Genomic DNA, 22748 nt, shown 5'->3' with positions numbered 1-22748 from the left:
GAGACCCTCCCCTACAGCATCTTCTTCAGCCGCTCACCCAGCTGAACCCGTGCCGCCATAACATCGCGGGTGGTACCTGCAAGCAGGTAGTCGCGGATCGGGCGGTGGAGCAGGCGGAAGGCTTCGAATTGCGCTTCGAAATCGCCGCTCGCGTCAGGCTTGTTTCCGCCATAGCCCAGCTCGCGCAGCAGCATCGCTTCATAGGTGACCATGACGGAGAGCCAGCCGCGCGCCGAGGGTGCATGGCAGATGGCAGAAAGCAGCGCGTCGAGGCCGGTGTAGAGCGTGGGATAGGGGTTGCGTTCGGGCAGAGTGCTGGCCGTGAGAGCGCAAGCCCAGCCAATCGCGCTCGCCGGCAAAGGCTCGGTCATCCACGGAGCGCGGCTTTCCGACAATTCGACGCGGGCAAAGGGCAGTTGGCTGTCCGACTTGGAGCGCACCTCCGCCTCCACCGCATTGCCGGGGATCATGACGGGCCGCAGCTGCCGCCCTCTCCCGCCTGCGACATAGGCCGCGACAAGGCCATGGCTCTCAGTCAGCAAACGCGCAATCACCGCCGTCTCGCCATGCGGGCGGGCAGCGACAAGAATGGCGGGAGCGCTAAGGTTCATGGCCTCACGCTTTGGCCGCACTGGCGCGCAAGATGCAAGCGGCTTTGCTCGCCCGGGCCCCTCAGTTTGGCGGGGCTTCGCCATTGACAGGACAACCTTGCGCACCATAGCCCCGTCAAGCGCGCATGTGCCGCGCGCAAACAGGGGGAAAAGCGGCGAAATGCCTGAACTGGTCCAATTTGCCGCCGACGACCGCGCGCAGCTGTTCTTTGTCGCGCCCTATTGGACCTCCACCGCATCGGTCGGCATGGCCCCGGCAGAGCGGCCCCGCTTGCTCACATCGTTGATGGGATACCTCAACGCGCGCACCGGCCTCACGTGGCAGATGGAGCGCTTTGCCTTTCCGCGCACGATCAAGAACCGGCGCTATGGCCAGCTTTATGCCGACCTGGAACTGGATCAGAGCTTCATCGACGAAATCGCCCAGCTGCTGGGAGAGGATATCTTCTCCGACCTGTGCGCGCGGCTCACCTATTTCGATTACGGCATGGGGTGCCTCGAAATCCATGTCGAGTGCACCAATGTCTCCTCCATCGGGGTAGAGGATTTTGCCTGCCGTGCCGAACGCGCAAAGCTGTTCGTGGTGCAGGCGCTCAATGCGGGGATCAACGAAGCGCAGGTCGATTTCACCGTCGTCGACAAACATATCAGTGCGTTCCTGAAAAAGCATCTGGGCGGCGTGCCCAACCGGCTGAAGCCCAGCTATGACGCGCAGGTGCTCCCTCGCCGCGCCGCGTTCTTCTGCGGGCCGGTTTCGCGCAATCTCCTCTTCATCGATTCCGGGTTTGAAAAGCCCGCCCAGATGGTCACCGAAGAGCAGCTGAGCCGCGCCGCCTACAACTTCCTCAACGAAGCCAACGAAGACGGCGGCTATACCGGATCTGACAAGATCCCGGTCAGCCATGAAGGGTTTGAAGGCGCGGTTGCTCTGGTTCGCCGCAGCGCCGCCTCGGGCGACCGCATCAGGGGCGAAGCGTTGGAGGAAGTGAGCTTCTATGACCGCGTCCATGCCGAAAGCGGAGAGGTTCACCGCACCAAACTGCTCTGGGCGCTGGTGCAGATGTATTGGTCGGGCCTCTTCTGCGCCTCGGAAGGGTTTTACGGGATCGCGGCGAGTTATGGCGGGCAGCACAAGCTCTCGCTGCGCCAGATCACCCGCAACATGGACGAGATCGAGGATTTCCAGAAGATCGTTGCGATGATGAAGTTTGAAAGCCAGCCGGAGAAAGTTGTGGTCGAGGGTGAGGACCGGACCCGCTACCGCTCTGTCTGGCATGCTTACGATTCAGAGGAATTGCTCAAATCGCTCGACCAGATCCAGCAGGATGCGGCAGCGACAATTCAGGGCCTGCGCGATCAAGCCCAGAAAATCTCCAGCCGCCGCACGACGCGGATCGTCGGCCTGTTCACCTTCCTCACTCTGCTGAGCGTGATTGCCGATATGATCGTGCTGCACGACGTCAACAACATGGTCGGCGCACCGGATCGCTCTTTGCTGTTGGTGCTGGGCGTGCTGGTGATGAGCGGATTGGCGGCGCTGATCTGGGCGCTGTCGGACACCATCGTCTCTGCGTTTGACAAGTTGAAGGGCTGGGTCAACGGATCATGAAGAACGCAGCGATCCTCGACTTTGTCAGCGCCGTGCGTGATTACGCAGCGCAAGAGCAGGAGCGTGCTTCGGAGATTTCGGAATGCATCAAAGCGGCGGACGCTGTCCTGGCCAATCCCGATTGGCGCGAAGTCGATGCCCTGCCCGCTCCGCCCGTGACATCAGTGCTGGACTATGCCTTGAGCAAGGCGCGCTCGCTTGCCGTCAGCGACCACGCCCAAAGCTTGGTCGATGCGGTGGCTGCAGTGGCAGGCAATTCGCGCTGGGAGTTTGGCTATGATCCGGAAGGCGCGACCACGCGGTTTCAGCAAAGCTTCGGCTTTTGCGTGCTGGTCGGCGACGGTGCGCCCGTGCAGTCACGCGAATTTGCAGCAGGCCTCACACTGATCGCGCCCGAGACGCATTACGCCTGGCACAATCACCCGGCAGCAGAGGTCTACATCACCCTTGCGCCGCAATCCCAATGGGCGATGGATCACAATGATTTTGCGACCCGCGACTTTGGCGAAGTCATCGTCCATCCCAGCTTCGCCTTCCACGCGATGCGCGCAGGCGAGAACGCTCTGCTCGCCCCATGGATGTGGGTCGGCGACGTGGCGACGCCTTCACAAATGGAATGAATGCGTAGGGCTTACTTGCCCAGCTTCTTTTCCATCTCAGCGACCTTGGCTTCGAGAGCATCGGCCTGCTCACGCGCCTTTTGCGCCATGGCTTTGACCGTGTCGAATTCCTCGCGGCTAACGAAGTCCATGCCGCCCAAAGCTTCGCGCATACGCTCGCGCGCATTTTCCCGCGCTTCTCGCGTCATACCGGCCATAGTGCCAGCGGCGCTGTTTGCGATTTTGACGAAGTCGGCGATGATCGGGTTTTGGCTTTGCATGGTTGTGCAAATGGTGAACCAAGACGGGTTTGTCCAGAGTTTGATTTGATTGTTTGTGTTCGCCCATCCGGGCGAACTCCTCGGCGCTGTTCCTTCGCTTCGCTACGGGCGCCTGCAGACGCGCGGTCGCGCTTTGACTGCCGTGGCCAAGGTTCCGGTTGGCGATAATCGCGAGCCCTCAGGCGAGCCAGCGCGCGACCGCGCGCCGCCGCTTATGCGGCGAAGCCAAGCGGGCCGGATGGCCCGCGCCCGGCGTCTGAGGGCGCAAACAAAAGACTCCCCGCGGCGGAGCCACTCACCTCACCTCAAAACTCAATCCGCTGCGCTGCCCCTGCGCCATCACCCGCCCCGCCATCGGGGTTCTCGACGATGAACTGGTAGTTCAGGACGCTCGCGAAGCTCGCCCATGCAAGATAGGGGATCAGCAGCACAGCTGCGAGCCGCCTGACGCGCCAGAAGGCGACCATGACGCCTAGCAAAGTGACCACCACATAGATCAGCACGATCAGCCCGCCCTGCATATTCTGCATCCCGAAGAAGACCGGCGTCCAGGCAAGATTGCCGATGAAGTGCAGGACGAACACGACAATCGCGAGCCCACGCCCGTAAGCTCCCCAGGAGCTCACGACCAGGGCCAGCGCGATGCCGATCAGGACGTAAATCGCGCTCCACACGATGCCGAACCACATCGGCGGCGGGAAGATGGATGGCTTTGTCAGGCTCTCAAACCAGACCGTATCCGGACTGCCCAAACGGCCAGCGGTAAAGCCAAGCAGCACGATCAGTGGCACCAGAAACAGCGCCCAGCGAATGAAGCTGGCACGCAGTTGAGACTTGGAAGCCAGAAAGTTCATCTATTCTCCTGAACCAATTCACAAATGGGCGCTCGATTCGCGCCCTCTTGAGGCGATCCCTTTGACGCGAACGGGCGATACACGAGCGGCAACAAGCCGCCAAATCGCAACATCGCTGCCCAATAAAACTTCCCCGAAAACCTGCCACACTTCCCCTGAAAAGCGTGCATTTGCCGAGGGTAGCTGACAAATTGTTGCGCCAGGATGACTTGGGCTGGCGATAAGAAACGCATTTTTCCCCTCGCGCTTCCAGTCCATTGTGATAGCTTCGCCACATTCTTGCCGTGATTCGAGGCGCGGTTCGGCAGGATTGATTCTCGCGCGCCGAACTTGTGTCACATGAGCTTCAACCCGAATTCGGGACAGCTCAATGAGGGGACGAAATTAATGAAAAAGACCAATTTTGCATCGATGCTGGCTGTTGCTGGCGGCCTCGCCATCTCGACCGCAGCGTGCACCCCGCCTGCTGAAGAAGACACCGGTGCTGACACCGAAGCAAATGCAGACGCATGCGCCGCTGAAGGCTGCGCTGCTGAAGGTTGCGCCGCTGAAGGTTGCGCTGCTGAAGGTTGCGCCGCTGAAGGTTGCGCTGCTGAAGGTTGCGAAGCTGAAGGTTGCGCGGCTGAAGGCTGCTGCGCCGCTGCTGAGTAATCGCAAGCACAGCTACGCTTTTGCGTAAAACAATCCGGCCGACGATAACCACGGTTGTCGTCGGCCGTTTTGTATCTTAGCAAGGCCTCCGATGGATAAGGTCCAAGCCGCTCATATCGTTATCGAAACGATCACTCAGATGGCGCAAGAACAGCGCCCGCTGATGCTTCGCGTCGTGCCCGAAGATGGGGCGAATTTCTGGAAGCATTATCCGCCCAAGGATGCGCGCGACAAACATTGCAAATCGCGCTGGTACTACCACGTCCATGCGCCGGGCAGCCGGGATGAGGACGAGCATGGCCACTTCCACCTCTTCCTCCACCGGACGCAATTGCCCGAAGGGTTGGAGCCCAAAGTGTGGCCGCCCCAAGGTGAGGAATGCAAGGCGCATGTCACGCACCTGGTCGGCCTATCCATCAACACACTCGGCATCCCGCGCGCGTGGTTCACAGTGAACCGCTTCGTCACTAACGAATTTCTCTTCCCCGCCGACGTGATGATCGAGCATTTGGAAGACTTCAACGTCGACCACACCAAGGAAGACGACTGCGTCAACCGCTTCGTCACCGCGATGGTCGCCCTCTACCGCGAGGAAATCGCAGAGCTGCTGCGCGAACGCGACGCCAAACAAGCAGAGCTGGTGGCTGAGCATGGCGAGGAAGCGGCTTACGAAAAGGCGAGCGGCATCGAGGTACTCAGCCAGATCCCAATCGATCTGGATGAGAAGCTGGGATCGCTGGAGTTGGGTTAGCTCGTCATTGCGAGCCGAAGGCGAAGCAATCCATGGAGTCTTTGTTTTCCGCACCCCATCCGGGGTGCGATGTCCTCGCTCACACGACCTTAAGGTCGTGTCGCTGCGGGCGGGCGGTCGCCCTTGCGGTCCGCTGCGCGGCCCGTGCTCCGCCACTACGCAGCAAGATTGTGCTGGAACTAGGCTAAACCCTCACCGCGCTAATTAAAAACTCCACATTGCCCTGTGGTCCGGTGATTGGGCTGCGGACGATTCCCTCGACCTGCCAGCCGAGGCCCTCAATCCAATTGCGCACCTCGCCGCACACCCTCTCGTGCAGAGCGGGGTCTCGGACCACGCCGCCTTTGCCGACTTCCTCGCGGGCGACTTCGAATTGCGGTTTGATGAGGGCGACGAGGCGGCAGTTCGGAGCCGCGAGTTCCAGCGGCCGCTCGAGCACTTTGGACAGGGCAATAAAGCTCGCATCGCATACCACCCAGTCGCAGTCGCGCGTGATGTGATCGCGGGTGAGGATGCGCGCGCTGGTCTGTTCGTGGACGGTCACGCGCTCATCCTGCCGCAGCTTCCAGGCGAGCTGGTTGGTGCCGCTGTCGACTGCAAAGACGTGGGTAGCCCCGCCCTGCAACAGCACATCGGTAAAGCCGCCGGTGGAGGAGCCGATATCCATCGCCACCGCGCCCTTAGGGTCTAAACCAAAATGCTCGATAGCGTGCGCCAGCTTGATCCCACCCCGGCTGACCCAAGGATGATCGCGCCCCCGCACATCGAGATCGGCGTCTTCGGGCACCTGTTGCCCCGGCTTGTCCACCTTTGCCTCGCCCAGGAAAACCACTCCAGCCATCACCAGCGCCTGAGCACGCGTGCGGCTCTCAGCGAGGCCACGCTCAACCAGCAAATGGTCGACGCGTTTCTTGGGCCCTTTTTTCGGCGCTTTTTTGTGAGGTTTGGGCGAATTACTCATGGACCCTTCAGGCGTTAGCGCGCATTTAGGGCACATGAAAGCAACCTATCTCCACGCCGCCGCCGCGCTCGCCGTTTGTCTGGCCGTTTCCGGCTGTGTCTCAGCCGGTGGCAACTTCGTTGCAGAACCGGTTGAGGAGGTCGCGGCTGCGCCCGCCCCTGCACCCACTCCCGTTCCACCGCCAGCCATTACGCCCACACCGCCTCCTCCGCCACCCATCATTCCAGAACCGGTTTTTGAGAATTACCTGGATGCGCCTCAGACGCCGGGCGACTGGTCATATGTTGAAGAGGCAGGGGAGACGTTGGCGGTTTTCAGATCACAGACGGATATCCAATTCATGGTGCGCTGCGACAAGAATACGCGCGAGGTGGGTCTTGGCCGGGTCTTGGCCTACGCTCCGTCGACGCCGCTCGCAATGAGCATTGCGACAGAGACAACCACACGCGAATTGCAGGCCGAGCCGGTTGGAAGTGGCACATTGCTGATTGCCGCAACGCTGAACCCGCGAGACCCTCTGCTGGATGCCATGGCCATCACCAAAGGCCGTGTCGCAATTGGCGTGCAAGGCGAATACACGCTCTACCTGCCCGCATGGGTGGAGATCAGCCGAGTGATCGAGGATTGCAGGTAGCGCACGGTTGATATGCAGTCCCGGCACATCTCCTTTGGTTTAGCGGCGCTCATCGCACTGGGCTTAGGCCTGGTGCTCGCGCAAGATCGAAGGGTCAGCGAGGCTGCATCACCGCAGAACGTGGATGAAAGTCCGCTGGAGCCACTCGAAGAGGACTATCTCGACGCGCCGCAAACGAGCGGTGACTGGCGGTATGATGGCAATTTCACATCGTCCAACTTCTTCACCCAAAGCGATGACCCCATCGCCCCGCGCTTTGAGGCGACAATGGCCAGTTTCGGCAATGACCCGGACCGGCGCACTTTGTCCGTTATCTGCGACCTCACCAACCAAAAGGTGCGGATCGTGCGTCCCGGCCAGTTTGAGCAATCCCCGGCCATCCGGATTGTGACCGAAACGCGGGTCGAGACCTTCCAGAGCCTCTCCCACAGCGGCCGTTATGCCGCGGTCGAACTGCCGGTGGATGCACCGATGCTCGACGCAATGGCTATTACAAGAGGGCGGTTTGCGGTTGAAATGGAAGGCCACTTCACGCTCTACATCCCCGCATGGCCCGAACTGAGCCGGGTGATTGAGGATTGTAGGTGAGGAGGGCACTTCACCCTTACCCGATTCTATACGTTAATATCCACAGGCTTGTCCCCAAACCGCCCACAGCCTATCCACATGCTGGGCGGTCGAGCAGAAGCGTCCCTAGGAGCTCCTCGGCAAGCCCTTAGGCATCATCACATATCTGTTCTGGGCAGCCGCAAAAGTATGACGTGGGAAAAGTAAAATACAAGTCTTGTGTGCGCCCACGCGATGATTCAGAAAGGTCGGTGAGGCCAGCGGCGAACGCGGCTCTCGGCCCCCCAGTGAAACGGCTCGGGGTCTTGGCTTACTAGCGCGAAAGGAGGTGATCCGATGTCTCATGGTTCAGTAGAGAGGTCGGCAAGTTTCCGCGCGAGGTATATTCGGTAAATCTCAACACCGAGTAAGACTTCGTGAGCGGCGCTTACCGCCGCTGACCATGAAAGGGCGTTTCCCGCGACAAGCTGGAAACGCCCTTTTCATTTTTGTTTAGCCTCAAGCGCCGGCGGGGCCATCCGGGTGGAGTCTTTTGTTTTGCGCCCTCAAACGCCGGGCGCGGGCCATCCGGCCCGCTTGGCTTCGCCGCATAAGCGGCGGCGGCCAGTCGGCCTTTGGCTCGCCTGGTCGGCTCGCTATCAGCGCTTCCCCGAACCCTCCAGTCCGAGGGCCTAGTGCGACCTAGCTGCGTGACCGCGGAGCGCGGGCCGCGACTAGCGGACCGCAAGGGCGACTGCCCGCCCGCAGCGGGTCCGAAGCGTAGCGGAGGACATCTAGCGAGGACGCAGCCCCGGATGGGGCTGCGCAAAACAAAAAACTCTCCCCGGATGGGCGAACACAAGCAAAAGACTCCCTCGCGCAACAACCACAGTTCTTGCAACTCAAGCCGCTCCGCACTAATCGCTTGTCCCATGCAGTTCACGCACATTCCTCACCCCTCGCCCACGCCTGATACAGAGCGCGCTGCCCGCATCCAGGACCCCGGTTTCGGCAAGGTCTTCACCGACCACATGGTCGTGATCGACTATGACGAAGGCGCCCCCGGTTCTGTGGGAGGCGGGTGGCACTCGGCGAGCATTGGTCCGCGTGAGGCTATTCCGCTCGATCCGGCGGCCAGCGTGCTCCACTATGCGCAGGAAATCTTCGAAGGGATGAAGGCCTTTGCCCACGCGGATGGCGGCATGGCGCTGTTCCGGCCTGAGGCGAATGCTCAGCGTTTCAACGCCAGCGCGCGGCGGATGGCAATGCCGGAGATTCCCGAGGAACTGTTCCTCGAAGCGGTGCGTCTGCTCGTTCAGAAAGACGCAGCATGGATGCCCCCGGTTGACGGCGGCTCGCTTTATATCCGGCCCTTCATGTTTGCCTCCGAGGCTTTCCTCGGCGTGCGTCCGGCCAAGCAATACAAATTCGTCGTCATCCTCGTCTCGAGCGGGAATTACTTCAAAGGCGGCGTGAACCCGGTGAAAATCTGGGTCTCCCAAGATTACGTCCGCGCAGCCCCCGGCGGCACCGGCGCGGCGAAAACAGGCGGCAATTACGCGGCCTCCCTCGTCCCTCAGGCCGAGGCTATCGCCAATGACTGCGATCAGGTCGTCTTCCTTGATGCGGTCGAGAAGAAGTGGGTCGAGGAATTGGGCGGCATGAACCTGTTCTTCATCCGCCGCGACGGCAGCGTCATCACCCCTCCCCTCACCGGCACGATCCTGCCCGGCATCACCCGCGATTCGCTGATTGCGATGCTGCGCGAGGAAGGCCTGGAAGTGCGCGAAGAGCCATACTCCATCACCCAGTGGCGCGAGGAAGCGGAGAGCGGAGAGCTGCTCGAAGTGCTCGCCTGCGGCACGGCTGCGGTGGTCACCCCCGTCGGCACCGTCGCCTCCCCCGCTGGTGAGTTCACAATCGGCACTGGCGGCATCGGGCAAATGGCCGAGAAAATGCGCAAAAAGCTGGTCGGCGTGCAGAACGGCGCGATTGCGGACCAGAATGACTGGGTGATGCGGGTTTAGGCCCTACCGATACGTCCACCCGTTGTGGATCGTCTCCATCCCTGCCAGCCGCGCGATCTCTTCAACCAAGGGCACCAGCTTCGCCGGGCGTGAACAGCTGATATTCACGGTCGAGAAGCGATAGCCTTGCGCGTTCACCCGCTCCATGTCGAGGGTTTGGCAGGAGAGGAAAATGCGCTCTCCATCTTCGCTGTGCCAAGTCCCGATTTCATGATTGAACGTGCCTGAGGCATCGACCAGCTCGTTGATCCGCGCCATCTGCTCTTCCGTCAACGGGACACGGCGTTTGGCGATACGACCGAACGGGCGACGCGGAGAGCCTCGCGATGCTGGGCGCTGAAAGTCCTCACCATCGTAGATGAGTTCGCTGGTGCCATCCTCGCGCGTTTCGATCCGCACCGTGCGGAAGTAGAAGCTGTGCCCATGATTGAAGGTGAACCGCATCACCTGCGTCTTGCCTTCGGGCAGCCCGCGCCAGAGCGGCTTCTCGCCAATATCGCGCAGGTTGCAGTCGGCATAGCCCCCATAGATGGTGTCGCTGATGGCCGCCGGAAAAGTGCCGCAAGAACTCGCCTGAGGCTCAGGCGCGTCCGGCGGAAGCAGGGACAGCAGGAGCGCGGGGAAAAACAGGCCTGAGGGCATAGGTCTTCTCAGCGCTTCACGGGCAAACCACGCGCGGTGATCCGCCAGAGCGGTCGAGGGTGCGCTGGTTGAAACCAAGCCCAATCGCGGTCACTCGCACATCGCGCAAATGCGCTTCGATCGCGCTGTTCAGGCTGGTCTCGCAGACATTGTTGAGGGGGTTCCCCCGATAGTCGCGGTTGCGATCCTCCAATGCGGACATCGCCTCACGGAATGATCGGAGCGGTTCAAAATCACTCTCACCAAAGGTGCTGAAATCGGTTTCGAAATAGAGCCGGCGATTGCTTTGGGCCTGCGAACCTTCCTCGTAGAAGTTGAAATAGGGAGACATCATATTCCCACCGTCGAGCACATAATCGCCCGCTTCGAGCCCCGAAGATGTGAAATTGAGCACGCTGCCCAGCGTCATGACGCTGAAGGGAGGAACGTCGTCGAGATCGCTCACTTCCATCGCCCGCAAATCGAAGTTGCATGGCTCTGCGCTGCGGCCATCGGGGTTGGAAGGATCGCCTTCTTTCTCAAGCGCGATTGAGAAGTAAACAACGGAATCGTCGATATATTCGACCCGAACACGGCATCCTTCGACGATGTAGAAGGTCGCCCCTTCCTCGCGTCGGTCAGGATCAGGAAGCTTGCGATCAAGCAAATCCTTGGGCCGCCCCAAAGTGCTGAATTGAGCGATTTCCATCAAGCTCCAGCACGGCGGGGAGGTGCACTCAGCCGTCACCACGTCACGAATCACTGTCGTGTCATCACCTACTCCGGCCATCTGCTCAGTGCTCGCGTCGGCGTCAGCCCGATCGAGAAAAAAGCCGCCAAGCGACAATATGAAACCCACAAAGCCCAGAATCGCCAGCAGCCCAGTTGCAAGAGGATGTTCTCCAATGAACTCAACCGCGCGCCGGATCGGGTTCGGCTCTGGCGCAGCGTGGCCGACGGCTTCGTCAGGACCGTTATCTTCCTCAGCCAACTTTCGTGCCCCCGTTACTGCGTTGTAAAGCGAGGAGTATCGCAAGGCATGCCGGCACTGTCCAGTTGAAGGGCGTGCGCCCATCATTGCCAGCGCGGCAGGCAGTGACTAAATCGCGTCAGCCATGGCTGAGCAATCCTACACCGTCGCCGCGCTTTACCGTTTCACGCCGTTCGAGGCGCCTGAGGCCCTGCGCGAACCGCTGCTCGCCGCGTGTGAGGAGGCAGGCGTAAAAGGCACTCTGCTGCTGGCCAATGAGGGGATCAACGGCACGATTGCTGGCTCCGACAACGCGATTGGTGCGGTGCTCGATCACATTCGCAAGCTCCCTGGATGCGCGGAGTTGGAGGTCAAGTTTTCCTATGCCACCACCCCTCCCTTCCACCGCATGAAGGTGCGGCTGAAGCGCGAGATTGTGACCATGGGTGAACCGGAAGTTGATCCACGTGAGAGCGTCGGGCGCTATGTTGACCCGCAAGACTGGAACGCGCTGATCTCTGATCCTGACACGCTCGTGATCGACACGCGAAACGATTACGAGGTCGCAGTGGGCACGTTTGAGGGCGCGGTTGATCCCAAGACGGCCGCCTTCCGCGACTTCCCCGCGTGGTTCCGCACCCACCGCGATGAACTGCTCGAAGGCAAGAAGAAGGTCGCGATGTTCTGCACCGGCGGCATACGCTGCGAGAAATCGACCAGCTTTCTGCGGTCCGAGGGCATCGAAGACGTCTTCCACCTGAAAGGCGGCATCCTCAAATATCTAGAAACCGTACCGCAGGACGAGAGCAAGTGGAACGGCGACTGCTTCGTCTTTGACGAGCGGGTGACAGTCAAACACGGCCTTGAACCGGGCGATTACGGATTGTGCCGCGCTTGCCGCCGTCCGATATCGGACGAGGACATGGGCAGCGATCTCTACGTTGAAGGCGTGTCGTGCCCTTACTGCGCAGATGAGAAAAGCGAAGAACAACGCGCCCGCTATGCAGAACGCCAGCGTCAGCGTGAACTTGAAAAGCAGCGGCGCGATTTACACCTTGATCGCAGCAACTGACGGAGAGCTTTTGCATGAGCACGTATGAACCAAACCATTCGGTTCAACGGATCGAGAAGCACCACGAAGTCCACTACCGGATCGAAGGCCTCTATGATGCCAATGCCGCCACAGCGTTCATGGCCGAGCTGGCGCGTGCCGCCTACCCCTTCATTGCCACAGGGAAGGAATGGTCGGTCCTTGGCGATCTGACGGATTTCATTCCCCAAGGCCGGGAAACCGCAGAGATCATTGAAAAGAGCGTCAAGGAAGCCAGCGACAACGGCCTCGTGCGCATGGCACTTCTCAACCCACCTCCAATCGTATCGATGCAACACAAACGGCTCGCCACGGCTGCAAGTTTGGAAATCTTCGAGACCAAAGAACAAGCGCTCGCTTGGATGCGTTCGTAGGCGATGTCGGCCCGGCCCATCCTCTATTCCTTCCGCCGCTGCCCCTATGCGATGCGGGCGCGCATGGCTTTGTGGATCGCTGGGATCAGTGTGGAATTGCGCGAGGTGAAGCTTGCCAACAAACCGCCGGAATTGATCGAAGCCTCTCCCAAAGCGACCGTCCCCGTGCTGGTCGAAGAGGACGGAACCGTCATTGACGAAAGCCTAGCCGTGATGCGCTGGGCGCTGGCGCAGAGTGATCCCGAAGGCTGGCTGGAAGGCGAGGACGAGGAGCTGATCGCGCGCTTTGACGGGGCATTCAAGCATCACTTGGACCGCTACAAATACCCCACCCGCTATCCAGACGAAGCGGGCGGCGATGTGGAGACCTTCCGCTACGATCATCGCTCAAGCGGTCTGGCGATCCTCAACGATCTCGACATGCGGCTGGGGACGCAAAAGCAGCTTTGCGGAGAGACGCGCACCCTCACCGACATCGCGCTCTTCCCCTTCATCCGGCAATTTGCCAACACCGATCGAGACTGGTTCGACGCGCAAGGTCTGCCGCATCTTCAGCAATGGCTTGAAGCCCATCTCGCATCCGATCTGTTCAAGCGTATCATGCCCAAATTCGCGCCCTGGAAAGCGGGCGATGTGCCGATTTCCTTTGGGCCGGACCAGCCAGTAAGTACAGGTTGAGCGTTAGAGGGATTTAACCATTTCCCCCTATGTATTGGGGCATGCAAGACTTAGCCCCTCGATACAGCGTCAAGCGCATTGACAGGCATCGCGAGATTCACTGGTCTGCCAGTGGCTTGCACGATCAGGCCACTTCCATGAAGTTGTTCTCGGAACTTCTGTCCGCGTCGCAACCCTATCGTCACGACAAGCAAGGCTTCCGGGTGATGAGCGATCTGCGCGATTTCGCTGTCCAGTCCCGCGAAATTGTTCCCCTGATCGAGGAATCACAAAAAGCATCCGCCGCTATGGGCGTAGAGCGAATGGCGATCCTCTATTCATCCATGCTGGTGCTGCAACAATTCCGACGGGTAAGCGAGGCGTTGGATTGCGAGTTCTTTGAGAACGAAGTCGATGCCCTGAAATGGCTGCGGAGTTAGAGACCCATGCAAACCCTAGAAAAGACATTCTCCAACACGCTCACCGAAAGCAAATGCGAGCTCCAATCCGCCATTACCGGCTTTTGGGACGTGGAGTCGATGCAAGCCTATTTTGACGACATCGCGCGGGTCTGTTTGCCTTTGATCGAGAACCGCAAACCAATCTACGCAATGGTCGATTTCACCGGCTTTGTCCCGCAGGACCGCACAACTGCTGAAGCTATTCGCGAGCATCTGCTTTTGTGCGTCAAGTTCGGGCTTCAGCGGATTGCGATCCTCAACGCCACTCCCCTCACCGCTATGCAGTACAAGCGCGTGAGCAAGGGCGTCGATGTCGGCTTCTTCGAAGACAAGGTAGAGGCGATTGCGTGGCTGCGTGAGGCGCCTGAGGTCCCTGATGTGTCCGCCACACAAGAGGGCGCGTCCAAGGTCTGATGCTTAGCTAAACGGACGCGTGCCGCCTATCGGGCCAGCGCCTCTCGATATGCATCGATCAGCCAACTGGTCGCAGGCCCCAACCGCGTGTCGCGGCGCCAGAGCGCTGCCAAGGTGTAGGTGTCGCCCGGCTTCTCCGGCAGGTCTAACTCCACCAACCGGCCCGCTTTCAGATCGCCCTCCACCATTTCGCGCGGCATGTTGCCCCATCCCAGCCCCTGTTTGAGCAGCGAGTGCTTCGCGCCGAGATCGCCCAGCCGCCATGTCAGAGGGCTGAGCACCGAGAACTCCCGCCCCTCGGTGCGTGAAGAGCGGTCGGAGAGGACGAGTTGCAGATGCTTGCGGCTCTCTCCCGGAGCGATGTGAGGTCGTCCTAGCGGATGATCGGGAGAGGCGACGGGGATCAGCTCCACGCTGCCGATCACCTGCCGCTCCAATTGCGGGTCGCGCGCGATCACCGGTCCTCCGATGGCGAGCTGCGCTTCCTCCTCGATCAGGCAGGCGGCGACCGCGCCCAGCCCCTCGACCCGCAATCGCAGGGCCACGGTCGGGAACGTCGCGCGAAAATCGCTCAGCACCCGCGCGGTGACATCGCCTGGCACCATGACGTCAATGACAAGTGCGAGCTGGCTCTCCAGCCCTGCATGAAGTGAGCGCGTCTTGGCGAGCAGAGCATCGACCCCGTCCGCCACGCTGCGAGCCTCGGCCAGCAACCCCTCGCCTGCTTCGGTCAGGACAGGTTTGCGTGACCCTTCCCGCTCGAACAGCGAGACCGCAAGCTGCGCCTCCAATTGCGCGATACCATAGGAAATGGCCGAGACCGCCCGCCCCATCCGGCGCGCTGCTGCTCCAAAACTGCCCTCCTCCACCACGGTGAGGAAGATGCGCAGATGGTCGAGACTGGGTTCGCCGAGTTTCATGGCTCATATGTTCGGATAATTTGAACATTACCGCAAGTTTTATCGCACTTATCTGATTGATCGAGTCAGCCTATCTCGGCCTCAACACACGAACAGGAGACTTACTATGACCACTCCCATCATCGAACTGCGTCCCTTCGAGAGCCTCGGCAGTGCCAATCACGGTTGGCTCGACGCGCATCACCACTTCTCCTTTGCAGGATACCACGATCCGGCCCGCGTCCAGTGGGGACCGATCCGCGTCTGGAACGACGACACGATCGCTCCCGGCACTGGCTTCCCGACCCACCCGCATGAGGACATGGAGATCATCACCTATGTCCGCAAAGGCGCGATCACGCATAAGGATTCGATGGGCAATGTCGGCCGCACGGAGGCTGGCGACGTCCAGGTGATGAGCGCAGGGAACGGCGTGCAGCACTCGGAGTACAATCTAGAGGAAGAGGACACGACGCTCTTCCAGATCTGGATCATCCCGAATGAGCGTGGCGGCGATCCCAGCTGGGGCGCGAAGCAGTTCCCCAAGGGAGAGCGTGCCGGTCAGTTCGTGACTTTGGCTAGCGGAAACGTGCCCTCAGGCTCAAACGACAACGACGCGCCGCTGCCCATCCGCACCGATGCGAAAGTGCTGGGCGCCACGATCAAGGCTGGCGAGAGCGTCACCTACGATGTCTCAAGCCTGCGGCGTCACCTCTATCTCGTCCCTGCCACCGGCAAGGTCCAGATCGGGGAGACCATCGCCAAGGCCCGCGACGGCGTTGCGATGACGCAGATCGAGGAGGTGACCATCACCGCGCTCGAAGACAGCGAAGTCGTGCTGGTGGACGCCGCTTAAACTACTCCCTCGGGGCCGACCGTCCCCTCCCCCTCTCATCGGTCGGCCCCACCCTTTTTTCCGAAACCAAAGGACAAATCCCATGAGCAACATCCTCCACATCTCCGCCAGCATCCGTTCGGACGCCGAGAGCGTTTCGCGCAAGCTGGGACAGGATCTAACCGACCGCCTCGCGGCTGCATCGGGCGCGAGCGTCACCACCCGCGACCTTGCCGCGCAAGACCTGCCGCTGATCAGCGAAGCGCGCTTCAACGCGAACCTCACCCCTGCCGCCGAGCGCACGCCTGAACAGGCCGAACTCGCCGTGATTTCCGACACGCTGATTGAAGAGCTTCAGGCGGCCGACACGATCGTCATCGCCTCCCCGATCTATAACTTCGGAGTGCCTGCCAGCGTCAAAGCCTGGGCTGATCTGGTCGCCCGCGCCGGAACCACCTTCCAGTACACGCCCAACGGCCCCGAAGGTCTGCTGACCGGCAAGAAGGCCTATATCGCGATTGCCTCAGGCGGCACGCCGGTCGGTTCGGACATGGATTTCATGTCGAGCTGGCTCACCTTCTTCCTCGGCTTCCTCGGCATCACCGATGTCGAAGTGGTCGCCGCTGACGGGGTCATGGGCGCAGACGGTGCCGACAAAATTACCGCCGCGCATGAACGGGTCGCCAAGATTGCGGCCTAGCCCTTATCGGACCTGATAGCCCGCGCATGCCTCAACTGAAGACAAGCGCGGGTTCGGTCTGCTTTGCGTAGTACTCCGGACGGCGCGGGAATTTGACGGTCAGCAGCAGGATCAGACCCACCAGATGGCCCGCTCCCACGATCAGGAAAATCGAGGAAAGCCCGCCCATTTGGTCGGTCAGGCCCAGCATGAAGCTGCCAAAGGAAATGCCGAAATTCGACATCGACATATAGATCGTGAACTGCGTCGCGGCGACCTTGGGATCGCATAGCCGCATTGCAATCGGCAGAATGGCGACCGTGCGCAAATTGTTGAGCGAGAGCCAACCGTAGAGGAAGATCATGAACAGTATCGGGCTGCTCCACTGGTCGACCAGAAGGTACATCGCAGTCAGCAGAACCAGCGTGATCGAAATCCACATGATGCCAATCGCCTTCGCGCCATAGCGATCGCCCAGCCAGCCGCCCAAAGTCATCGACAAGACGCCCGACACCAGCCCGGCGGCCGCGGTGTGGAAGGATATGGTCGAGGTGTCCCAGCCGACATAATTGGCCCCGATCATCGGCCCGCCCCCGGTCAAACCGCCATACATGCTGCCAGTCCCGAACAGGACGACGATCCACAGCAGGCTCTTTGGTGTCTTGAGTGAGATGAAGGTCGATTTGAGAATCGGCAACCAGGCATCCGCTTGAATTGAAAGGTTCCTCTCATGCGCCTCGCCTGCGCTCCATGGCATGCGCTTTTCGCCTACACGCTCGCGGAAGGATGCGATGTAGAGGCACAGGCCAAAGATGATCGCGGCGACGCACAGATAAGCAGCCGGCGCGCCAAAATCCTCGATCACGAAGCCCGTAATGGCGGTCGCAACCGCGATGCCGATGGCCTGCCCGCCAAACATCATGCCAGACCCGCGCGCACGCTCATCCTCGGTCATGATATCGACCGCAAGGCCGTCTACCGCGACGTCCTGGAACGTCGTCGCCATGTTCACGACAAAGCCAATAGCGCCCAGCACGGCGACGTCTTGCGAAGCCGGGTTGAGCAAAGCGGCCACAATGAGAGCAGCGATCATCACCCCCTGCGCGCCCAGAATCCAGACCCGTCTGCGTCCCATGGCAAGGAAAGTGTAGCGGTCCATGAAAAAGCCATTCACCAGCTTCAACGACCACGGCAAAGCGGTTAGGCCTGCGACAGTGCCAACCTCCGCCGCGCTCGCCCCGCTCACTGCCATCCATGCAGGGATCGCGAACCAGAACAGGCCGATAGGCATGCCTTGCCCGACATAGAGGATGAACAGGGTGAAGAAGCGCAGCGGGCGCGACCTCTCCAGGATCATACCGCCCTCTGCTTGCACTGCTTCGCTCGCCATCAAATTCCCCCATCAGGCGCCCCATAAGCAGCGAAGGCTAGCGGGATCGCAGGATTAGGCAAGTTTGCCTGAGGGTAAGTGCCCTATTCGGCGGGGATGGCTGTGGGTGGGGTGTCCTTGGCGAGGCCAGCAAAGCGGGTGCGCAGGGCGCTGACCTCAGCGTCGATGCGCTTCGCCAGCTCTTCCAGTTGTTCCGAACTGCTGTCGATCCGGTCAATCGTCGTCGCAGCCTCAGCAAAGTTCTCCGACACGCGCGAGACTGCCGCGCCGCTCGCCAAGGCCCGGCTGCGCGCACCGTCGATAAGGTTGTGCAGGTCGGAGCCTGTCGTGCGCTGATCGCTCACCGCTTTGGATGCTTCCTCCGCGCTGCCCCGCACGGTCTGCATCGAGGCGTCGATGGCGCGGAACTGCGCAATGGAGCTGCCGATCAGATCGGTGAGAGAGCTGACAATATCGGTGATCTCATCGGTCGCCGCCTCGCTCTGCTTGGCCAGTTCACCGACTTCGCTGGAGACCACGGCAAAGCCCAGCCCTGCCTCGCCCGCACGCGCCGCTTCGATCTGCGCGTTCAACGAAAGTAGCCGCGTCTTGTCAGAAATCGCTTCGATCAAAGCGACGAGCTTGCCAATTTCGCGCGTGGAAGCCTCCAAAGTCGCGGCGATCTGGCTGCCCTTCTCGCTCGCTGTTTCGGCCTCTTTTGCGGCCAATTGTGCGCGTTCAACGCGGTGGCCTACCATTTCGAGCGTCTGCGCGAGCAGGCTTGCGCCTTGCGCCATTTGCTCTGCCATGGCGACGGTGTCTTCAGCTTGCTCGCTGGCTTCATCGACCAGTTCGCCCGACTGGGCGGAGCGCTGGGAGAGCGCAACTGAACCGGCTGAAAGATCTTGCGCTTGGGATTTGAGCTGCTCGACCAGCGCTGCAAACTCCATCTGGAAGCTGCGCAACAAAGTCTCACTGTCATTGGCGCGCTGGCGTTCGCGTTCAGCCAGACTTTGGGTCGCGCGCTGTTCGGCTTTGAGCTTTTCGGAAGCGGAGCGTTCGGAGGCCTCCACCCGGTCAAGGAAGACGTTCAAGGCCGCAGCGATATCTCCGCCCTCGTCAAACGGGTCCATTTCGATCCGCGTGCCGATATTGGAGACGCCATTGTTGATGCCGTTCAAGGTCTTCACCAGCTCGGCATTGCCCATCAGTGCATTGTGTTCCGACAGGTTGAGCCCGCGCTGCTCATCCTCGATACTGACGCGCAATTTGCCGCGAGAATGCATGGCGTGGGCGGCAAAGCCCATCGCGATGAAAGCGAAGCCGCCGATGGCAACAACACCTAGAGCCTGCACGCCCAATTGCGCGACCAGCCCGTTGGGCAAAGCAGCGGCAGGGACGATGAAGGGCACAGAAAGCACGCCCATAATACCGCCAAAACCATGGACGCTGACCGCGTAGACCGCATCGTCGATCCGGCGGGTCCGCTCCATCCAATTGGCAACGTGAACGGACAGAGCGCCCGACAGGCCCGCGGCAAGGATCGCTCCCAGCGAGCTTGCGAACGGAGCTGATGCTGTGATCGTCACAAGCCCCACCAGCATTCCGTTGATCATCCGGTCCGCGCGGTAATATCCATCGACCTTCAAACCCATAAAGGCCGCCGCAATCGCGCCTGCGCAACCGGCATAGAGCGTGTTGGAAAGGGCGCGGGCAAATTCGTCACTCCCCGGCGCAAGCGTGCCGGAGTTAAAACCGAGCCAGCCGACCAGCAGGCACAAGGCTCCGCTGCCAGCAAGGATCGGGCTGTGGCCGTGGATTGAGCGCATTTGCTGCGCGTCTTTGTCAAAGCGTCCGTGGCGCGCGCCGACAACCATCAGGATCGCGAGCGCCGCTGCCCCTCCAGTGAGGTGCACGACCGCAGACCCGGCAAAGTCGAAGAAGCCCAGAGCCTCCAACCAGCCTTGCCCTGAACCGCCCGGAAGCAGGCTTGCCCAGGCCCAGTGGCCGATCATCGGGTAGATCAGCAGCGTCAGCGGCAAAGTGAGAATGATGTAAGCGGTAAAACGCATCCGCTCTGCCACAGCGCCCGACACAATCGTCGCCGCCGTGCCGCAGAACATCGCTTGAAACAGGAGGAACAGAACTATCTCGCCCGAACCCGAATAGGCCATCAGCGACAGGTCAAAGCCAAAGGCTCCAAAACCGCCACCAAACATGATGGCCGCGCCCAGCAGGTGAAACGAGAGGATCGCAACGACGAAGTCCGCAAGGTTCTTCATCGAAACATTGATGGAGTTTTTCGAGCGAACGAAACCCGCTTCCAGAAACAGGAAGCCGATTTGCATAGCTGCGACAAGAACGCAGGCAATCCCAAGCCAGATCTGAACAGCCACTACGACCCCCTAGATTAAGCGACCAGAAACGCTCAATAATCTAGGGGCTTTACCATATGGTAAACGCGCCATTTAGTGTTGACTGAGGGTATACCCCTTAGCCGAGTGGCAAACTCTGCTTCAATTCCGCCAGCCAGACATCCGCAACCGCATCGCTCGGCGCGCGCCAGTCGCCTCGGGGGCTGAGCGCGCCTTGGGAGGAAACCTTGGGCCCGTTGGGGATGGCGGAGCGTTTGAATTGCGAGAATCCGAAGAAGCGGCGCAGGAAGTTTTCCAGCCATTTGGCGACTTCGCTGAGCTCATATTGGTTCTTGCGGTTCTCCGGGAAACCGGCTGGCCACTCACCCGCGCTTGCATCCTTCCAAGCATGCCACGCGATGAAGGCGATCTTTCCGGGGCGTTGGCCGAAACGCACGCAATGGTGGAGGAAAAAGTCGTTCAATTCATACGGCCCGATCTTCGCTTCCGTGTCCTGAATCGCGCCATCTTCGCCCGCTGGCACCAGCTCAGGCGAGATGACGGTGTCGTAGACGCTCATCAGGATCTCGCCGCAATCGGGTGAGAATTGCTCCGTCTCCACCGTCCAGCGGATCAGGTAGCGGATCAGCGTTTTGGGCACGCCCGCATTGACGCCGTAATGGCTCATATGGTCGCCCACGCCATAAGTGCACCAGCCAAGCGCGAGTTCGGAGAGGTCTCCGGTCCCCACGACAAAGCCGCCATGCTGGCCTGCCAGGCGGAACAGATAGTCGGTGCGCAGCCCTGCCTGCACATTCTCGAAGGTCACATCATAGTGCGGCTCACCATCGGCAAAGGGGTGCTTCATGTCTTCGAGCATGCGGGTGGCGGCGGGTTTGATGTCGATCTCCTCCGCGGTAACGCCAAAAGCCTCCATCAGCTTCCACGCGTTGGATTTGGTCCCGTCCGAGGTCGCAAAGCCCGGCATAGTATAGGCGCGGATGGTCGTGCGCGGCAGGCCGAGGCGGTCGCAGGCCTTGGCCGCGACGATCAGCGCGTGGGTGGAGTCCAGACCGCCTGAAATACCGATGACGAGGCTCTTTGCTTTCGTTGCCTCAATCCGTCGCATCAGGGCATCGACCTGAATGTTGAACGCTTCGTAGCAATCCTCGTCCAGCGTCTTGGGATTGTTGGGCACAAAGGGGAAGCGCGCAACGTTTCGCGTGAGGCCGATATCGCCTTCAGCGTAGGCATGGTCGAACACGATCCGACGGAAGCTGTCCTCTGGCCTGTCGTGAGCCTCAGCCGCATCGGCAAAGGTCTGGTTGCGCATCCGCTCGCCCGCGATCCGGTCGGTGTCGATGTCGGTGACGCACAGTTCGGGCTTAAGGTCGAAGCGGGTGCTTTCCGCCAACAATCCGCCCAGCTCGTAGATGACGCCCTGCCCATCCCATGCGAGGTCGGTCGTGCTCTCACCATGCCCGCTCGCCGAGTAGACATAGGCGCAGATCGAGCGCGCGCTGGAGGAGCGGCAGTGCAGGTGGCGGTCATCCGCGCGGCCAATCGTGATGGGAGAGGCCGAGAGGTTGCACAAGATCAACGCTCCGGCCATCGCGGCCAGAGTGCCCGGAGGATTGGGCGCCCAGAAATCCTCGCAAATCTCGACGCCAAAGCGGAAGCCCGGCAGGTTGGAGGCGGCAAAGACGAGGTCGGTTCCGAACGGCACTTCCTCGCCATTGATGCCGATCCACAGGTCTTGGCAATTGCGGCCGTGGGCGAAGTGGCGCTTCTCGTAAAACTCGCGATAGTTGGGCAGATAGCTCTTCGGGATCGCGCCGAGGATTTCTCCGCCCGCGATCACGATAGCGCAATTGTAGAGCTTGGCATTGCGGCGCAGCGGCGCTCCCACCACCAGCACGGGCGTCAGGTCAGCGGTCGCCTCTGCGATTTCGGCAAGCGCTTCTTCCGAGGCATCGAGCAAAGCGTTCTGCAGCAGGAGATCGTCGATCGCGTAAGAGGAGATGCACAACTCCGGATAGACGACGAGGTCAACTTGTCTCTCATGCGCCTTGTGCGCCTCCGCCAGAATGCCCTTCACATTGTAGGCGACATCCGCCGTCCGGTGACACGGCGTCGCGGTCGCCACACGGACGAAGCCGTGGTCGTGCATGTCGTAGAAGGGGTGCGTGTCTGTCATTGGACGTGCTTTCGCTTCGGGGGTGTCGTTCGTTTCGGGAGGGGCGGGTTCCAGCCAATCGGCGGGATCACAAATGCCCAGCTCGGCGAGGCGTTTCTGGACCGGAGGGCGCGCGATCTTGCCCTTGGCTTCCCAGCCATAGACCGTGCGGCTGGGCCAGCCCTCACCATATTGCGCGCCGAACTCTTCCGCTGAGAGCGGCGGGTCATGGGCCTCTCTCCAGAGGCGAATCCTGTGTCCGGCGAGGTGCATGGCCCCAAGTATCCTTTTGGGATACGCATTTCAAGCTTAGCTTGGGGCGCGC

The 22748-nt window shown here is 60.7% G+C and carries 24 protein-coding genes; 13 read left to right on the top strand and 11 right to left on the bottom strand.

All coding sequences use genetic code 11. From position 1 onward, the window contains the following. Positions 1 to 11: 11 nt before the first annotated feature. Entirely contained in the window at positions 12 to 611 is a 600-nt protein-coding gene (gene recO, locus AC0V6X_RS03740) for a DNA repair protein RecO (RefSeq protein ID WP_486183253.1), read from the bottom strand. A gap of 160 nt (positions 612 to 771) precedes the next feature. On the opposite strand from recO, the gene AC0V6X_RS03735 reads away from it, so the two are divergent. Together AC0V6X_RS03735 and AC0V6X_RS03730 are read left to right on the top strand one after the other, a co-directional pair. Continuing rightward, the gene (locus AC0V6X_RS03735) at positions 772 to 2220 is read left to right on the top strand and encodes a hypothetical protein (protein ID WP_486183252.1); all 1449 of its coding nucleotides are present in this window, start codon (positions 772 to 774) and stop codon (positions 2218 to 2220) included. Beyond that, positions 2217 to 2840 (top strand): dimethylsulfonioproprionate lyase family protein, encoded by a 624-nt coding sequence (locus AC0V6X_RS03730; RefSeq protein WP_486183251.1) that lies wholly within the window; start codon positions 2217 to 2219, stop codon positions 2838 to 2840. The genes AC0V6X_RS03735 and AC0V6X_RS03730 overlap by 4 nt, the downstream gene beginning before the upstream one ends. Positions 2841 to 2851: 11 nt before the next feature. Here the strand turns inward: AC0V6X_RS03730 and AC0V6X_RS03725 are convergent, their stop codons facing one another. From AC0V6X_RS03725 to AC0V6X_RS03715, 3 genes are all read right to left on the bottom strand, one after another. Then, the gene (locus AC0V6X_RS03725) at positions 2852 to 3100 is read right to left on the bottom strand and encodes an accessory factor UbiK family protein (protein WP_486183250.1); all 249 of its coding nucleotides are present in this window, start codon (positions 3098 to 3100) and stop codon (positions 2852 to 2854) included. A gap of 305 nt (positions 3101 to 3405) precedes the next feature. Next, positions 3406 to 3954, bottom strand: coding sequence for a TspO/MBR family protein (locus AC0V6X_RS03720; RefSeq protein ID WP_486183249.1), 549 nt, complete (start codon positions 3952 to 3954; stop codon positions 3406 to 3408). A 384-nt stretch (positions 3955 to 4338) separates the two neighbouring features. Beyond that, a complete protein-coding gene (locus AC0V6X_RS03715) occupies positions 4339 to 4611 on the bottom strand; it encodes a pentapeptide repeat-containing protein (RefSeq protein ID WP_486183248.1) in 273 nt (90 codons plus the stop codon). Between the two features lie 85 nt (positions 4612 to 4696). Between AC0V6X_RS03715 and AC0V6X_RS03710 the strand changes: the two genes are divergently transcribed. Beyond that, positions 4697 to 5356: a DUF6969 family protein gene (locus AC0V6X_RS03710; protein WP_486183247.1), complete on the top strand. Its 660-nt coding sequence runs from the start codon at positions 4697 to 4699 to the stop codon at positions 5354 to 5356. A gap of 184 nt (positions 5357 to 5540) precedes the next feature. Here the strand turns inward: AC0V6X_RS03710 and AC0V6X_RS03705 are convergent, their stop codons facing one another. After that, a complete protein-coding gene (locus AC0V6X_RS03705; protein ID WP_486183246.1) occupies positions 5541 to 6317 on the bottom strand; it encodes a TlyA family RNA methyltransferase in 777 nt (258 codons plus the stop codon). A gap of 34 nt (positions 6318 to 6351) precedes the next feature. On the opposite strand from AC0V6X_RS03705, the gene AC0V6X_RS03700 reads away from it, so the two are divergent. The 3 genes from AC0V6X_RS03700 to AC0V6X_RS03690 all read left to right on the top strand — a co-directional run bounded on the left by AC0V6X_RS03700 (position 6352) and on the right by AC0V6X_RS03690 (position 9524). Continuing rightward, positions 6352 to 6951, top strand: coding sequence for a hypothetical protein (locus AC0V6X_RS03700; protein WP_486183245.1), 600 nt, complete (start codon positions 6352 to 6354; stop codon positions 6949 to 6951). Positions 6952 to 6963: 12 nt separating this feature from the next. Continuing rightward, on the top strand, positions 6964 to 7539 hold the full coding sequence (locus tag AC0V6X_RS03695; RefSeq protein ID WP_486183244.1) for a hypothetical protein: 576 nt from the start codon (positions 6964 to 6966) through the stop codon (positions 7537 to 7539). 890 nt (positions 7540 to 8429) lie between these two features. Continuing rightward, the gene (locus tag AC0V6X_RS03690) at positions 8430 to 9524 is read left to right on the top strand and encodes a branched-chain amino acid aminotransferase (protein ID WP_486183243.1); all 1095 of its coding nucleotides are present in this window, start codon (positions 8430 to 8432) and stop codon (positions 9522 to 9524) included. Between the two features lie 3 nt (positions 9525 to 9527). Here AC0V6X_RS03690 and AC0V6X_RS03685 read toward each other — a convergent pair whose 3' ends face one another. Together AC0V6X_RS03685 and AC0V6X_RS03680 are read right to left on the bottom strand one after the other, a co-directional pair. Further along, positions 9528 to 10166 carry a hypothetical protein gene (locus tag AC0V6X_RS03685; protein WP_486183242.1) on the bottom strand — a complete coding sequence of 213 codons (639 nt, stop codon included), beginning with the start codon at positions 10164 to 10166 and terminating at the stop codon, positions 9528 to 9530. A gap of 16 nt (positions 10167 to 10182) precedes the next feature. Continuing rightward, positions 10183 to 11136: a hypothetical protein gene (locus AC0V6X_RS03680; RefSeq protein ID WP_486183241.1), complete on the bottom strand. Its 954-nt coding sequence runs from the start codon at positions 11134 to 11136 to the stop codon at positions 10183 to 10185. 124 nt (positions 11137 to 11260) lie between these two features. Here AC0V6X_RS03680 and trhO point away from each other — a divergent pair, with 124 nt between their 5' ends. From trhO to AC0V6X_RS03655, 5 genes are read left to right on the top strand one after another with little or no spacing between them, the layout of a single operon-like run. After that, positions 11261 to 12187, top strand: coding sequence for an oxygen-dependent tRNA uridine(34) hydroxylase TrhO (gene trhO, locus AC0V6X_RS03675; protein WP_486183240.1), 927 nt, complete (start codon positions 11261 to 11263; stop codon positions 12185 to 12187). Between the two features lie 14 nt (positions 12188 to 12201). After that, positions 12202 to 12579, top strand: a complete 378-nt coding sequence (locus AC0V6X_RS03670) for a hypothetical protein (RefSeq protein ID WP_486183239.1) — start codon at positions 12202 to 12204, stop codon at positions 12577 to 12579. A gap of 3 nt (positions 12580 to 12582) precedes the next feature. Beyond that, a complete protein-coding gene (locus tag AC0V6X_RS03665; protein ID WP_486183238.1) occupies positions 12583 to 13257 on the top strand; it encodes a glutathione S-transferase in 675 nt (224 codons plus the stop codon). 41 nt (positions 13258 to 13298) lie between these two features. Beyond that, a complete protein-coding gene (locus AC0V6X_RS03660; RefSeq protein WP_486183237.1) occupies positions 13299 to 13676 on the top strand; it encodes a hypothetical protein in 378 nt (125 codons plus the stop codon). A gap of 6 nt (positions 13677 to 13682) precedes the next feature. After that, the gene (locus AC0V6X_RS03655; protein ID WP_486183236.1) at positions 13683 to 14111 is read left to right on the top strand and encodes a hypothetical protein; all 429 of its coding nucleotides are present in this window, start codon (positions 13683 to 13685) and stop codon (positions 14109 to 14111) included. Positions 14112 to 14137: 26 nt separating this feature from the next. Here the strand turns inward: AC0V6X_RS03655 and AC0V6X_RS03650 are convergent, their stop codons facing one another. Further along, positions 14138 to 15031: a LysR family transcriptional regulator gene (locus AC0V6X_RS03650; protein WP_486183235.1), complete on the bottom strand. Its 894-nt coding sequence runs from the start codon at positions 15029 to 15031 to the stop codon at positions 14138 to 14140. 118 nt (positions 15032 to 15149) lie between these two features. Here AC0V6X_RS03650 and AC0V6X_RS03645 point away from each other — a divergent pair, with 118 nt between their 5' ends. Both AC0V6X_RS03645 and AC0V6X_RS03640 read left to right on the top strand, forming a co-directional pair. Then, on the top strand, positions 15150 to 15866 hold the full coding sequence (locus AC0V6X_RS03645; RefSeq protein WP_486185507.1) for a pirin family protein: 717 nt from the start codon (positions 15150 to 15152) through the stop codon (positions 15864 to 15866). 82 nt (positions 15867 to 15948) lie between these two features. After that, positions 15949 to 16545, top strand: coding sequence for an FMN-dependent NADH-azoreductase (locus AC0V6X_RS03640; protein ID WP_486183234.1), 597 nt, complete (start codon positions 15949 to 15951; stop codon positions 16543 to 16545). Positions 16546 to 16576: 31 nt separating this feature from the next. On the opposite strand, the gene AC0V6X_RS03635 is transcribed toward AC0V6X_RS03640, so the two are convergent. The 3 genes from AC0V6X_RS03635 to AC0V6X_RS03625 form a co-directional block, all read right to left on the bottom strand. Continuing rightward, on the bottom strand, positions 16577 to 17914 hold the full coding sequence (locus AC0V6X_RS03635; protein WP_486183233.1) for an MFS transporter: 1338 nt from the start codon (positions 17912 to 17914) through the stop codon (positions 16577 to 16579). Between the two features lie 83 nt (positions 17915 to 17997). Beyond that, positions 17998 to 20289, bottom strand: a complete 2292-nt coding sequence (locus tag AC0V6X_RS03630; RefSeq protein WP_486183232.1) for a methyl-accepting chemotaxis protein — start codon at positions 20287 to 20289, stop codon at positions 17998 to 18000. Positions 20290 to 20386: 97 nt separating this feature from the next. Further along, complete coding sequence (locus AC0V6X_RS03625; RefSeq protein ID WP_486185506.1) at positions 20387 to 22444, bottom strand: NAD(+) synthase; 2058 nt, start codon at positions 22442 to 22444, stop codon at positions 20387 to 20389. Positions 22445 to 22748 lie beyond the last annotated feature (304 nt).

It is taken from the genome of Erythrobacter sp. S267, assembly GCF_057365045.1.
This window is presented reverse-complemented; position numbering and strand designations above follow the sequence as displayed.